This window comes from Rhodococcus sp. MS16, from assembly GCF_013277795.1.
Classification (GTDB): Bacteria; Actinomycetota; Actinomycetes; order Mycobacteriales; family Mycobacteriaceae; genus Rhodococcus_F; species Rhodococcus_F globerula.
Window position 1 is genome coordinate 295,585 of sequence record NZ_VBTM01000001.1, and the last position, 13,896, is coordinate 309,480.

The window sequence follows — 13,896 nt, forward strand, 5'->3', positions numbered from 1 at the left end:
ATGACGTCCGTCGCAGCGCCGATCGGTGCGGGCATCGAGGATGGACGACCGTTCCGGCTCAATTTCCTCCTCCATCTGGACCGGGATCTGTCACCAGCGCAGGCCTACCGCGAGGCGATCGAATTGTTCGTTGCCGCTGAGGAATTGGGATACGACTCCGGGTGGGTGATCCAGCGTCATTTCCGTCAGGGCAACGAACATATCTCCGCTCCGCTGGTCACGCTTGCGGCGATCGCCCAGCACACCAGCAGAATTCGTTTGGGCACCGGGGTATTGGTGCTTCCCCTCGAGGATCCGCTGAAGGTTGCCGAGGACGCTGCGACGCTTGACGTACTCAGTAATGGACGGTTGGAACTCGGTCTGGGTTCAGGGCCTTTCCCGGGGGCCTGGGAAGCGTTCGGGCGAGATCTCTCCGACAAACAGCGGTTGGTTGACGAGTCGATCGATCGACTGCACGGCGCACTCGAGGGGAAGTCTCTCAACAGTGCCGGGGAGGTCCTGTACCCACCTGGTCACGGCGTACGGGATCGATTGTGGCAGGCCACGACGAGTGAACCCACGCACGCTCACGATGCGGCGAGAGCAGCAGCTCTCGCCGGCGACGGCTTGCAGTTGTCCAGGGCCACAACGTTCCGTGGTGGGAGCGCGCGAGAGGCACAGGAACGACAGGCAGCGTGGATCGACAGCTACCGCGGCGCCTGGAATGACCCCGTGCGCTCACCACGGGTACAGGCGTCGCGCGCGGTGTATCCACATCCGGATCGGGAAGCGGCAACACGATTGGTGACCCCGGGTGTGCAGCGTTGGCAGAGTTGGAGCACGTCGGGAAAACAGACCCGCAGCCAGAGCGTCGAGGACTATCTGGCGGCTGACAACGCACTGATCGGACCCAGCGAGACACTGGCAGCTGAACTTGCCGCCGACCCGGCACTGCGTGACATCACCGATTTGCTGGTGAGCTTTGTTCCCGGGGTGCCAGACCGGGATGAACATCTCCGATTGCTCGAAACCAGCGCCCGGGAGCTGGCCCCTTTGCTGGGCTGGCGATCGGCCGCTGCGTCCGTCCCTTCATAACCCGATTGTGAGACTTCTGCGATGACTGGATTGCACCTGAACTTGTCCCTCATGACGCCGGGTCATTTCCGGCACGCGTGGCGGTTACCGCACGCTGATCCACTGGCCTATCTCGATATCGATCATTTTGTGCGGCTCGCTCAGATCGCAGAAGCGGCCAAGATCGACGCCGTCTTCCTCGGCGATGGGCCGGCGTTGCGCGGCGAGATCGAGGAGGCACCTGGAACCGGAATCGATCCGCTGGTGCTACTCGGCCATCTGGCGGCGATCACCGAGAACCTTGGTGTCGTAATTACCAGTTCGACGACCTATAACTCGCCGTACAACTTGGCACGTCGATTTCAAGCACTCGACCATGTCACCAAGGGGCGTGCCGCCGTCAACATCGTGACCACCGGGACACCGGCGGCAGCTGCGAACTTCGGCCTGTCCGAGCACCCGGACAAAGAATCTCGTTATCGGAGGGCGTGGGAGTTTCTCGAGGTGGTGACTGGTCTGTGGGACAGCTGGGGCCCGGATTGGCTTGTCGCGGACAAGAAGTCAGGTCAATACGCGGACGTCTCCCAAATCCGCTCCAGCGACCATGTCGGGGAGTTCTTTTCGGTGGCCGGCCCGCTTCCTGTCCCGCCGGGGCCACAGGGTCGTCCGGTATTGGTGCAGGCAGGCGGGTCGGAAGGCGGGTTGAAACTGGCCGGAGATTTTGCCGACGTCGTATTCACGGTGGCACAGACGCAGTCGAAAGCGGTTGCCTTTCGAGATGACATCCGGCGTCGGGCCGTCGCTGCCGGTCGCGGGCCCGATGACGTGAAAATCTCACTCGGAGTTGTTGTGCTGGTTGCGGCGACCGAGGAGCAGGCCCGAGCTCGAGAAAAGGAACTGTATGCGACATTGCCGATCGAACGATTGACTGCAGTTCTGCTTGCGAATCTGGGCTTACCCGAAGGCTCGTTCGGTCCCGACGACGTGATTTCCGAAGCCGACCTGCCGGGAACGATTCCGACAGGTGCGTTCTCGACCGGGTTCAGTGTGTCGACGCGCGCCTTGATTCACGAGGGTCCGCTCACGCCGCGTGAACTGGTGACGCGTGGCGCAGGCGGTTCGGGGCATCGCCTTGTGGTGGGTTCGGCTGAGCAGGTTGCCGACGATCTGCAGGAGTGGTTCGAGGCCGGAACAGCGGATGGTTTCACCATCATGCCTGCGGATACTGCCGTCGACCTCGAGAACTTCGCAAACCTGGTTGTACCGATCCTGCAATCACGCGGTCTGTTCCAGCGTGAGTACACAGCACCAACTCTGCGAGAGAGATTTGGCCTGTCCTTCGGGGACCGTCGACGCCCGCAATCGCATCGGTCCGGAACCGAGTTGGTTGCAGTCCCGGTGTAGACGGCGGACATCGCAACGAGCGCGTGATCTGTTGTTATCGCGGCAAATCTCAACCCGATGGGCACCGACTTCGAGGTCGGTGCCCATCGGTGATGGAGCGGATGGCAGGATTCGAACCCACGTGGACGGTTTTGCAGACCGCTGCCTCGCCTCTCGGCCACACCCGCGCTGGTAATCAATTATGTTTGTAGAAAACAGCATTCGCCAGAGTTGTGATCACGAAGAGTTGATCGGACTGAAGTGTCGAGTATCTTTGAGCCGCAACGAGTTGAAGCAAATCTAAACAATCTTCGTAGATCAGCTTGCTTGTTCTTCGGGCAACCGCTGTGCAGACTCAATTGCGTGCACGTGCATCTAACTGTGCATCTATTTTCCGTACCCGCGAACCATGAAGGACCACTATGTCGCCGCAGAACGAACCAGCGTTGGTCACTCCGGTAATCGCAGCAGCAGCAGTGGCCGGAGGGGCGTTGCTCATCGATGTGCGCAGCGCGAAGGGCCGCAACGAGAATGGCGCAATTCCAGGAGCCGTGGTCGTCGACCGCAATGACCTCGATGCCGAGTTCGGACTCGACTCGCCCGCCAAGCACTCGGAGGTGAACTCGCTCGATCAACCGATCGTCGTGGTGTGTGGCTCGATTGCCGGTTCCGCGCCGGTTGCCGAGGGGCTTCTTCAGCGCGGGTTCGCGAACGTGGTCCACGTCGACGGCGGTTTCCCGGCGTGGAAGGCGGCGGGTCTGACCGTTGCCGAACCTGTTTCGCCGCAGTCGTAATTCGTTTCTCGATGTCGATGCGTGGAGGTTCGGCCATTTCGTTGCCTGGCGACGATCTCGATTCGATGGAAACCGGTACCGTGCTGCGTGCCGGCGTGCGGGTCATGGCCAGGGGGAGCCTGGGGTATCGGATAGCGACTCCACTGTCGATCATCGCCGGACTGATCAACGGTTCCACGATGGTTTTCAGTGCTGTCGCCATCGGCTGGGCCACCGATCATCTGATCATCCCGGCCTTCACGGATGCCGAGGTTCCGGCGCGGTCGTGGTGGATCGCTTTGGGCGCCATCGCCGGAGTGTCACTTCTTCGAGTGATCACCATCGTCACTCGAGCGGTTGCGGCCGCGTACGTGCAGTTCGGCAACCAAGCGTCGACCAGGCGTGCGTTGATACGGCAGTATGCCAAGCTCGGCGTTCCCTGGCATCGGCGGCACTCCACCGGGCAGTTGCTTTCCAACGTGGTCTCCGACGTCGAAGTTCAGTGGGCGCCCATGCAATTCTTCGCTTTTGCGATGGGCAGTGTGTTCATGCTCCTGGTGGCGCTGGCGAACATAGCGCGCTCGGACCGGTACCTCGCGGTGGTCGCGCTGATGCTGGTGTTCGTCGTGCTTCTGGCTAATTTCGTGTACCAGCGGGTGATGTCACCGCGTGCTCGTGACGCGCAACGAGCCAGAGCCGCGGTCAGTAGCGTCGCGCACGAGGCCATCGAGGGCGAGCAGGTTATCCGCACCCTGGGGATCGTGGACAGTGAGTCGGCACGATTCGTGCGCGCCGCCGAGAACACCCGCGTTGCGAATACTCGGATGTCCTTTGTCAGTGCGGCCTTCGATCCCTTCGTCGAACTTGCCCCGACGGCAACGGTATTGGTGGTGCTGCTCATCGGTTCTGGCCGAGTGTCCGCGGGCGAGCTGACTGTCGGCACGCTGGTCGAGACCATCTATCTGTTCCTGACGATGGCCTTGCCGCTGGGCATGATCGGCCGGTTCCTCAGCATCCTGCCGCTGGCCGTGGTGGGCAACAAACGCACTGCTTCGGTACTCGATTCCGTCGACTACACGCAGTTCGGAACCGAAACGCTGGCCGGTGAGAAGGCTTTGGGGGTGCACGTAGAGGCGGTGCGTTTCACGTACGACGGGGCACTTGGTGAAGCCATCGGCCCGGTGGAGTTGCGTTTCGACGCCGGTGATGTCGTTGCCGTCGTCGGCGCCACCGGATCCGGGAAAACGACGCTCGTTCGCATCCTGGCCAGGCTTGCCGATCCTGATACGGGCATTGTGCGCTACGACGGTATCGACGTGAGAAGCCTCGCGGACGGAGAAATCGAAACCCGGGTAGCAGTGGTGAGCCAGACGTCCTTCTTGTTCGACGACACGATTCGAGGGAATGTCACGTTGGGTCGCGATATCGACGATCTCCAGGTTTGGCGGGCTCTCGACGTGGCCGAGGCCGCAGAGTTCGTCCGAGGCATTCCCGGTGGGCTGGACGCCGCGGTCGGGAAACGAGGTGCCTCACTCAGCGGTGGCCAACGTCAACGGATCGCGCTGGCCCGCGGTCTGGCCGGCTCGCCGTCCTTGCTGATCCTCGACGACGCGACCAGCGCACTCGATCCCACAGTCGAGCGCGACGTGCTCGACAACATCCGTCGCGAATTCGTGAGCGAACGCGGCGGCGACCGTCGATGTACCGTCGTGATGACAGCGGCGCGCAAGAGCACGGTTACTCTGGCCGACCGCGTCTTGTGGATGAACGGCGGTGTGATCACCGCTTCCGGCACTCACACAGACCTTCTCGCGCAGTACGACGGCTACCGGCAGATAGTCGACGCCTACGCCGACGGAATGGACATCGACGAGTTGGACGCGGCCGGCGGCCGCTCATGAGTGAGTCCCTGGCGTCGAAAGTCCGAGCGACTCGAGTGCTGTACCCCGGTCTCCTCCGCGGAATGTGGTTGACCGTTCTACTGGCGTTTGTCGCTGCCAGCGGACGAATCGTGGTTCCGCTGACGGTGCAGTACGCCCTCGATCACGCACTGCTGCACGGCAATGCCGACAATGACAATTCGACTGTGCTCCTCGGCGCGGTGGGGGTGGGTGCACTCGGCGTCGCGGCAGCGGGAACGGCGTCGTGGTTGCTCAACCGCCGGTTGATCCGCACCAGCGAAAACGCGTTGGCGGCACTGCGCACAGCTGCATTCACTCACATCTTCAGGTTGCCGCCCGCGAGATTCGACGACACAGCCCGCGGATCGCTGGTCGCCCGCGTCACCAGCGACATCGACACGGTGTCGCAGTTCGTCCAGACCGGCGGTGTCACACTGGTTGCGAACTGCGCACAGATGTTGGTCGCATCGTCGATCATGCTGGTGTACAGCTGGCAGTTGGCACTGTTGGTGATCGGTGTCTCCGTGATCGCGGTGGTGACCATGCGATTGATCCAACGAGTGATCGCCCGCCGATTCGGCGAAGTCCGAGTAGCCGTGGCGAATCTGTACGACGGTGTGTCCGACATGGTGAACGGCGCCGAGGTGACTCGTTCGCACGGAGCCGACGCACGTATCCAGGCGCGAGTGGACGGACTGATCGACACGACGAGGAAATCGCTGTTGCACACCCAATTGCCGTTGGGCGTCAACATGTCTCTGGGTGAAGCCGCCAGCGGAACCATCACAGCTGCGGTCGTGCTCTTCGGCGCCGCCGTGGGTACCGGTCACATCGAGTGGATGGATCTGACTGCGGGTCAGTTGGTCGCATTCCTGTTCCTCATCACGTTCTTCGTGCGCCCGCTGCAGTTCTCCGTGTCGATTCTGGGGGAGTCGCAGAGTGCGGTAGCAGGATTGCGCAGAGTGTTCCACTTGCTTTCCGAGCCTTCGGTCACCGTGGGAGCGGGTGCGGGTACGCCGCTCCCCGTCGGCGGCGTCGGCGTCCGGATGCGCGCGGTCGATTTCTCGTACAACCCGAGCAGGCGCGCGATCCGCAGCCTGGACCTCGACATCGAGCCACATGAGCACGTGGCTGTGGTCGGCGAAACCGGCTCGGGAAAAACGACTTTCGCGAAACTGTTGACCCGTCAACTCCTGTCGACCAGCGGATCGATCGAGCTCGGCGGAGTCGACATCCGCAGGATCACCGACAGTTCGTTCGCCCGTCGTGTCGCCATCGTCCCGCAGGAAGGGTTCCTGTTCGACCGCTCGGTGTTCGAGAACATCGCAATGGGGAGTCCCGGCGCCACCCGTACCGACGTCATGGACGTGTTGTGCGATCTGGGCCTCTCCGAATGGGTGCAGGGTCTCGGTTCCGGGCTCGATACGCTCGTGGGAACGCGAGGCGATGCGTTGTCCGCAGGCGAGAGACAACTCGTGGCCCTGGCGCGGACTGCTGTGGTGGATCCCGATCTGCTGGTACTCGACGAAGCAACCAGCGGGGTGGATCCCGCCATCGATGTCACCGTGCAGCGCGCACTGGCCCAGCTGACCAAGGGACGCACGACGGTCACGATTGCTCACCGCATGATCACCGCGGAGACCGCAGACAGCATTCTGCTCTTCCACGACGGTCTATTGGTGGAACGAGGATCGCACGCCGAATTGACTGCAGCAGGTGGGCGGTACGCTGCCCTCCATCAGGCATGGAAGACCATGAACAGTCTCTGACCCGCTATCCCGGCCCCGGCCGTCGTCGGTGAAGTACTTCTTAAATGATTGCGTAGCCCCGATGGGTTGTTGTGACGCGGAATTACTTCGATAGTGGACGTGACAGCAGTGCATGCGTTCGGCATCGCACATGATCGGCTCGGTTATCAGGAGTTAGACGTGTCCAACAACAACGACGGCGATCTCGGTCGCCACAGCAGCAGCGACGGCGTGGTCCACGCACGTCCGCTGCTGTGTTGTCTCAGTTGTTGACCCACTCCTGATCGAGATTCACCTCGTTGCGCCCCGACTCCGGGCGCACTTCGTCCACTCACATGATGCCCACGGCAGTCAGTCCCCTTGGGTGTCGTCTGCCGTTTCGCGCATCGGTGTATTTGAAAAACCGCACAATAGGAGCACTTTCGTGAAATCTATCCGCCATTGGCGCGCTGTCGGCGCACTTCTTCTTGCAGTCGGTATCGCGGCCACCGGATGCTCTGCGCAGGCGAAGGTCGCTTCGGCGCAGGGAGGTGATCCGGTCTCCGGTGGAACACTGCGATTCGCGGTTCTCGATGCCCCGGCCAACCTCGATCCACATTCCGGGAGTAGCTATCCGGAGTCGTTGATCACCAGCAACACCAGCGACAAACTGACCTACCAGAACCCCGAGACAGGAGAGATCGAACCGTGGCTCGCGACGTCGTGGGAGTACAACGACGATCTGACCGCGTTCACGTTCCACCTGCGTGACGATGTCACGTTCAACGACGGAAGCAAACTGGACGCTGCGGTGGTGAAGGAGAACTTCGATATTCTCGGGCTCGGCAACGAGGCACTCGGCGTTCCCGCGGTGACCGCGTACTGGGTCGGGTTCGTCAGCAGCGAAGTGATCGATCCACTGACGGTGAAGGCCACCTTCAATCGGCCGAATGCCGGTTTCCTGCATGCACTTTCGCACTATTTCTCCGGAATAGTCGGACACTCGACGCTCCAGCTGAGCAAAGCGGACCGCGCGCTCCCGCAGAACATCGTCACCACCGGTCCGTACACCGTGACCGAGCAGATCTACCAGGAGAAGACGGTGCTCACCAAGAGGGCAGGGTACGACTGGGCGCCGGCAAGTCGAGCGCACAGCGGCGAGGCCTACCTCGACACGGTGGAGATTGCGGTGATTCCCGAGGCAAGCGTTCGGACGGGTGCGCTGAAGTCGGGTGAGGTCGACGCGATCCTCGATGTCAATTCGACGGACGAGGCGCCGCTGAAGGCGCAGGGGTATCAGATTGTCTCCCAACTGATTCCCGGACGCGACATCGCCTTCGACTTCAAGACCGACGTCTTTCCGACCGACGACATCGCTGTGCGCAAGGCAGTCAATCTGGGCTGGAGTCGTGACGCCCTGAAGAAGACCGTGCTCACGGACAGCTACGCGGTGTCGACCTCGGCGATCTCCTCGCGGGTTCCCGGATGGAAGGACTTCAGTGCCGATCTGACCGAGAACCAGGACGAGGCGGCGAAGATCCTCGATGCGGCTGGCTGGAAGTCGGGTGCCGACGGTATCCGTGAGCGTGACGGAAAGCGGCTCACTCTCGAGCTTCTCGGCATCGACAATCTGGTGGTCAACAAGCCCGCGTACGAGCTGATTCAGCAGGACCTGGCCAAGATCGGTATCGAGCTCGATCTGGCGGTTCTCCCGATCCCCGACTTCAGCGCGGAATCGAAGAAGTCCGGCGTCTACAACATTCAGGTCGCCAACACGAGTCGCGCCGATGTCGCAGTCCTCGAACAGACGTACTCTCCGCTGTTCTCCAACGCCGGCAAACTCGCGAAGGACAATCCGCTGTATCAGCAGGCAGTCGAGGTTCTGCTCGGAGTGAGCGCCACGCTCGATCCGACGGCGCGCGCGCAGGCGGCGGCAGATGCGCAGGAGTTCATCCTCGACACCGCAGCTTTGACCTCGCCGGTGTACAACCCGGCTCAGGTCACGGCGGCAGATCCGAAGGTGCACGGGATCAAGTACGAAGCGCAGTCGCGGAATGTCTTCTACGACACGTGGATCGAGAAGAGCTGAGCCATGACCCGTTACGTGCTGGCCAAACTGGGCCAATCGCTTTTCGTCATCTGGGCCGCCTACACTTTCACGTTCGTGCTTCTCTACGTACTGCCTTACGACGCTGTCGATGTCATGTTCAGTCCAAGTGACGGTGACCTGGTCAGTGATGCGCAGAAGGATGTGGTCCGCGATCAGCTGGGAATGAGCGGGTCGGTATTCGAGCAGTACTTCACTCGCCTGCTGCGCGCCGTGCAGGGTGACTTCGGACAGTCGACGCGGACGGGTGAACCTGTCTTGTCGATGATCGCCCAAGTCCTGCCGCAGACGGTGATCCTGGCCGCAGTTGCACTGACCATAGCGGTGGTCTTTGCTTTTGCACTGGCACTCGGTGCGGCCTACACGCGCAATCGATGGTTGGCCAACACCCTCGCAAGCATCCCGGCACTTGGAGTATCCGTCCCGGTCTTCCTGGTGGGATTGGTCATCTTGCAGGTGTTCTCGTTTCAGCTCGGCTGGTTTCCGTCGATCGGCAATGACGGCGTCGCTTCGCTGATTCTGCCGGCGGTGACCTTGGCGATCCCCGTCAGTGCTCCCATCGCCCAGCTGCTGGTGAAGAACTTCACCATCGGATTGGGATCACCGTACGTCGCGGTGTCGACGGCAAAGGGCGGAACGCGGCTCTGGGTTCTGGTCAACGACGTGGTGAAGAACGCCGCGCTTCCGGCTCTGACAATTGCCGGCATCACCCTCGGCAACCTACTGGCGGGAGCGGTGATCGTGGAGACGATCTATTCACGATCCGGTCTGGGCAGGTTGACGGAGACCGCGGTGCGGACCCAGGACGTGCCCTTGGTCCAGGCGGCAGTCGTGTTCGCAGCGTTGGTATTCGTGACGGTGAACTTCCTGGTCGACATCGTCTATCCGTTGCTCGATCCGAGATTGCGCACTGCCGTGCTCAATTCGAGGTCGGGCGTGTCAGCCAAGGAGGTCGACTCCGCGCAGAAGAAGCCCGTCGAACAGGAGTTGGTGCTCTCATGACCGCAGTAGTCGACATCCCCCGCACGGTGGTCACGGAGGAGCCGTCGCCGGGGTACTCGGCCCGGCTGCGCCGCCGAGCACGCGAGATCGTGTCTGCGCCTGGCCTGGCCTTGTCCTGGATTGTCATCGTCGTGGTGATCTTGTGGGCGCTCGTGCCCGGTCTCTTCACGAGCAAGAGCCCCTATGACGGTGACGTCGACGCGAGCTTTGCGCCGCCGAGTTTCGAGCACCCGTTCGGTGCCGACCGGCTCGGACGTGACCTGTTGGCACGCACCATCTACGGAACGTCGACGACGTTGACGGCGACGTTGGTCGCAGTGGCGGTCGGATTTGTCATCGGCTCCGCGACAGGTCTGCTCAGCGGCTTCATCGGTGGGCGCACGGACGGTGTCGTGATGCGTTTCGTCGATGTGCTGCTTGCCATTCCCGGTCTGCTCCTGGCGATGACCGTCGTGACTGCGCTTGGCTACGGAACACTGAACGTGGCGGTCGCCGTCGGAATCACCGCCATCGCAGCCTTCGCTCGTGTCATGCGCTCCGAGGTTCTCAAAGTAGCGCACACCGAATTCGTCGAAGCCTCTTACGGATCCGGGGCGAAGTTCGGACGGGTTGTTCTGCAGCATGTTCTTCCCAATTCACTCGCCGCGGTCCTTTCTCTGGCTGCGCTCGAATTCGGTGCGGCGATTCTTGCTGTCGCAGCGCTCGGCTTCCTCGGCTACGGCGCGCCGCCGCCGCAGCCCGAATGGGGGCTGGCGGTATCCGAAGGCCGCGACTATCTGGCCGTGTATCCGTGGATCGCGATCTTTCCGGGAATCGTGATCGCGGTAGTAGTCCTGTCCACCAATCGAATCAGCAAGTCGTTAGGAGAGTCGCGATGACCGAGCTTCTCGAATCACCTGTCGGTACCGAGCCGGCCCCGACGTCGACGCCGCTGTTGGCGATCGACAGATTGAGCGTCAGCTATGTCAGAGGTAGAGGTCGCTCCGTCGCGGCCGTGCGTGATGTGAGCCTGATCGTCGAGGCCGGCGAGTTCGTGGCGGTGGTGGGTGAGTCCGGTTCGGGAAAGAGCACCACCATTCATTCTGCGCTGCAGTTACTTCCGTCGTCGGCGCGGGTCGACAGCGGCACCATTCGCTTCCGCGGAGAGGACACCACCGGCTGGAACGACAAGCGACTGGCCAAGGTTCGGGGTCCGTTCGTCGGATTCGTTCCGCAAGATCCGGGTAACTCGCTCAATCCTGTCAAACGCGTCGGCACTCAGGTACTCGATGCTGTCGGTCTGCACCGACGTATAGGCAAGTCAGCAGCCAAGGCCGTGGCGTTGGAAAAGCTTCGTCTGGCCGGACTTTCGGACGTGGAGCGGTTGTACTCGCAGTTTCCGCACGAGCTGTCGGGAGGTATGAAGCAACGTGTTCTGATCGCCATCGCACTCGCGAACGATCCGGAGTTGCTGATCGCGGACGAGCCCACATCGGCGTTGGATGTGACAGTGCAGAAGGTGATCCTCGATCACCTCGAGCACCTGCGCTCCACACTCGGCTTGGGCATTCTGCTCATCACTCACGATCTGGGGGTCGCCGCGGAGCGAGCCGACCGTCTGATCGTCATGCAGGGCGGAACAATCGTCGAGCAGGGCACTACCGAATCGGTGGTCGACGATCCGGCGAGCCCGTACACGCGGCAACTGCTCGAGGCCGCACCGTCGTTCCAACTCGGCCGATTGGCGCCAGACGTCGGCGTCGAACCGGCGAACGGCGACACGGTGAATGGCGACAGCGGGGAGGTGGTACTCCGAGCAGACGGGATCACCAAGTACTTCTCAGTGGTCGACGCGACCGGCGCGCGTGATGTCTTCACCGCGCTCGACGACGTCTCGATACGGCTACGCCGCGGAACGACGCACGCGGTGGTGGGGGAATCCGGCGCCGGGAAGTCGACGCTGGCCCGCGCCGTGGTGGGGTTGACGACTCCGGATCTCGGAAAGGTCTACCTGCACGACGACCCCATCTCGGGATTGTCGAATCGGGCACTGCACCCTGTTCGTCGACGGATCCAGCTGGTGTATCAGAATCTGATGTCCTCGCTCGACCCCAGATTCACGATCGAGCGCACCATCGCAGAGCCGTTGCGAACCTTCGGGATCACCAAGGACCGCAAGGAGATCCGCGCGCGGGTGACCGACCTGCTGACAGCCGTTGCACTCGGCCCTGAGTATCTGCTTCGCAAACCGGCGGAACTGTCGGGTGGTCAGCGTCAGCGAGTTGCCATCGCTCGCGCACTCGCCGCCGACCCGGAAGTGCTCGTCCTCGACGAGGCGGTCTCCGCGCTCGACGTGTCGGTGCAGGCCCAGATCCTACGACTACTCGTCGATCTTCAAGCCGAACGTGGGCTGACCTACCTGTTCGTCACACACGATCTGGGAGTCGTGCGTCTGGTGGCCGACGATGTCACGGTTATGCGGGCCGGTCGCACCGTGGAGTCGGGAGCCGTCGAGCAGGTACTGGGGAATCCGAGCAGCGACTACACCCGTGCACTTGTCGCCGCCGTACCGCATGTTCACCGGCAGGAACTGCTCGACGATCACAGGACCCACAGCCGTACGATCGGAGTTGCGTCGTGACGTCCACGCTCGAAACGCCCACCAATCCGCTTCCACCTGGTCCGATCGATCCAGGTCCGGTGACACGCAGACTCGGGTTGGCCGAACTCTTCTCGAAGATACGTGTCGGGGCATCCGACCGAGATCGTGACCACGACATCCCCTACGGTTTGGTGGACGAACTTAAACAGGCAGGAATAGGCGCGTTGCGTCTACCTGTCGAGGCGGGCGGCCACGGCATCAGTCTCGTCGAATTGTTTGATGTGGTAGCTGATCTGGCCTCCGCGGACCCATCCATCGCGCATGCGCTGCGCAACCACTTCGGCTTCGTCGAGAATGCACTCTCCCTGCCGGTCGTCGGAATCCGAGGACGACTCCTCGAAGAGACAGCGCGCGGTAAGTTGGTGTTCGGATCGTACGGTGAACGGACCACGCCCACGTCAGGCGACGCCCAGGCGGACTTCACAACCACCGTGCGTAAGCGGGACGGCCAACTTCTTCTGCGTGGTGAAAAGTTCTACTCCACTGGCAACCTGTACGCGGACTATCTGGTCGTGAAGGGGAATTGGGAGACCGGAAAACCGGTGACCGTGGCGATTCCCGCCACGCGGGTGGGTATCGATCGGACAGATGACTGGGACGGAATCGGCCAGCGACTCACCGGAAGTGGCTCGACCAGATACTTCGACGTGATCGTGCGCGACGACGAGGTCCTTCCTGAAGACGGTCCGTCCGTCGACAAATACGAGGCATCGTTTGCGCAGTTGTATCTCACGACGGTCATCGCCGGAATCGTTCGCAGCATCGTCGCGGATTCCGTGGAGGCAGTCAACGCCCGTAGTCGCAACTATTTTCACGGTCAAGCCGACCACCCATCGGGGGAGGCGGTGGTGCACCATACGATCGGGCAGATATCGGCGTACTCGTTTGCCGTGACATCGGCAGTGCGCGCCGCAGTCCAGGTGCTGGACGCGGCGGTGCGGGCAACCGATCCGGACGAGCGCGCCGAACTGAGACTGGCTGCTGCTCTTGATGTCTCGAAGGCGAAGGTGATCGCCGACGAACTCGCCGGCAAGGCCGGATGGTTGTTGTTCGAAACTGGCGGTGCATCCACCACCAGCCAGTCGAAGAATCTCGACAGACATTGGCGAAATGCCCGGACGCTGTCCTCGCACAATCCCGGAAGCTACAAACTGCGCTATCTCGGAGCTTACGAGGTCAACGGGGAGTTGCCGCCGCCGATCAGCTACTTCTGAAATCTCAACTGCAGCTGTAGCAATCTGAAACTTCGGTCTGTTGTTTTCGAGTGTTTCGCGCTGAGGTTGCTCGAATCCCGGTGATCCCAACTCTG

General features: G+C 62.0%; 10 protein-coding genes and 1 tRNA gene. 10 read left to right on the top strand and 1 reads right to left on the bottom strand.

Annotated features, from left to right (window positions below):
- Both FEZ60_RS01370 and FEZ60_RS01375 read left to right on the top strand, forming a co-directional pair.
- Entirely contained in the window at positions 1 to 1,074 is a 1,074-nt protein-coding gene (locus tag FEZ60_RS01370) for an LLM class flavin-dependent oxidoreductase (RefSeq protein ID WP_172935364.1), read from the top strand.
- A gap of 21 nt (positions 1,075 to 1,095) precedes the next feature.
- Positions 1,096 to 2,457, top strand: coding sequence for an NtaA/DmoA family FMN-dependent monooxygenase (locus FEZ60_RS01375; protein ID WP_172935365.1), 1,362 nt, complete (start codon positions 1,096 to 1,098; stop codon positions 2,455 to 2,457).
- A 93-nt stretch (positions 2,458 to 2,550) separates the two neighbouring features.
- Here the strand turns inward: FEZ60_RS01375 and FEZ60_RS01380 are convergent.
- Positions 2,551 to 2,624: transfer RNA gene (locus tag FEZ60_RS01380), tRNA-Cys, on the bottom strand.
- Positions 2,625 to 2,858: 234 nt separating this feature from the next.
- Here FEZ60_RS01380 and FEZ60_RS01385 point away from each other — a divergent pair.
- The 8 genes from FEZ60_RS01385 (at position 2,859) to FEZ60_RS33035 (ending at position 13,801) form a co-directional block, all read left to right on the top strand.
- Positions 2,859 to 3,230: a rhodanese-like domain-containing protein gene (locus FEZ60_RS01385; RefSeq protein WP_095886105.1), complete on the top strand. Its 372-nt coding sequence runs from the start codon at positions 2,859 to 2,861 to the stop codon at positions 3,228 to 3,230.
- A gap of 11 nt (positions 3,231 to 3,241) precedes the next feature.
- Positions 3,242 to 5,110, top strand: a complete 1,869-nt coding sequence (locus FEZ60_RS01390; RefSeq protein ID WP_172935366.1) for an ABC transporter ATP-binding protein — start codon at positions 3,242 to 3,244, stop codon at positions 5,108 to 5,110.
- Entirely contained in the window at positions 5,107 to 6,879 is a 1,773-nt protein-coding gene (locus FEZ60_RS01395) for an ABC transporter ATP-binding protein (RefSeq protein WP_172935367.1), read from the top strand. Before FEZ60_RS01390 ends, FEZ60_RS01395 begins: the two co-directional genes overlap by 4 nt.
- Before the next feature lie 403 nt (positions 6,880 to 7,282).
- Positions 7,283 to 8,926 carry an ABC transporter substrate-binding protein gene (locus FEZ60_RS01400; protein ID WP_172935368.1) on the top strand — a complete coding sequence of 548 codons (1,644 nt, stop codon included), beginning with the start codon at positions 7,283 to 7,285 and terminating at the stop codon, positions 8,924 to 8,926.
- Positions 8,927 to 8,929: 3 nt separating this feature from the next.
- On the top strand, positions 8,930 to 9,946 hold the full coding sequence (locus tag FEZ60_RS01405) for an ABC transporter permease (protein WP_172935369.1): 1,017 nt from the start codon (positions 8,930 to 8,932) through the stop codon (positions 9,944 to 9,946).
- Positions 9,943 to 10,824 (top strand): ABC transporter permease, encoded by an 882-nt coding sequence (locus FEZ60_RS01410; RefSeq protein WP_172935370.1) that lies wholly within the window; start codon positions 9,943 to 9,945, stop codon positions 10,822 to 10,824. Before FEZ60_RS01405 ends, FEZ60_RS01410 begins: the two co-directional genes overlap by 4 nt.
- The gene (locus FEZ60_RS01415; RefSeq protein WP_172935371.1) at positions 10,821 to 12,566 is read left to right on the top strand and encodes an ABC transporter ATP-binding protein; all 1,746 of its coding nucleotides are present in this window, start codon (positions 10,821 to 10,823) and stop codon (positions 12,564 to 12,566) included. Before FEZ60_RS01410 ends, FEZ60_RS01415 begins: the two co-directional genes overlap by 4 nt.
- Positions 12,563 to 13,801, top strand: coding sequence for an acyl-CoA dehydrogenase family protein (locus tag FEZ60_RS33035; RefSeq protein WP_172935372.1), 1,239 nt, complete (start codon positions 12,563 to 12,565; stop codon positions 13,799 to 13,801). Before FEZ60_RS01415 ends, FEZ60_RS33035 begins: the two co-directional genes overlap by 4 nt.
- Positions 13,802 to 13,896 lie beyond the last annotated feature (95 nt).

Bases quoted from the DNA above. Each gene is read 5' to 3' on its own strand.
- FEZ60_RS01370 (WP_172935364.1), top strand. From the start codon at position 1: ATGACGTCCGTCGCAGCGCCGATCGGTGCGGGCATCGAGGATGGACGA.
- FEZ60_RS01375 (WP_172935365.1), top strand. From the start codon at position 1,096: ATGACTGGATTGCACCTGAACTTGTCCCTCATGACGCCGGGTCATTTC.
- FEZ60_RS01385 (WP_095886105.1), top strand. From the start codon at position 2,859: ATGTCGCCGCAGAACGAACCAGCGTTGGTCACTCCGGTAATCGCAGCA.
- FEZ60_RS01390 (WP_172935366.1), top strand. From the start codon at position 3,242: ATGTCGATGCGTGGAGGTTCGGCCATTTCGTTGCCTGGCGACGATCTC.
- FEZ60_RS01395 (WP_172935367.1), top strand. From the start codon at position 5,107: ATGAGTGAGTCCCTGGCGTCGAAAGTCCGAGCGACTCGAGTGCTGTAC.
- FEZ60_RS01405 (WP_172935369.1), top strand. From the start codon at position 8,930: ATGACCCGTTACGTGCTGGCCAAACTGGGCCAATCGCTTTTCGTCATC.
- FEZ60_RS01410 (WP_172935370.1), top strand. From the start codon at position 9,943: ATGACCGCAGTAGTCGACATCCCCCGCACGGTGGTCACGGAGGAGCCG.
- FEZ60_RS01415 (WP_172935371.1), top strand. From the start codon at position 10,821: ATGACCGAGCTTCTCGAATCACCTGTCGGTACCGAGCCGGCCCCGACG.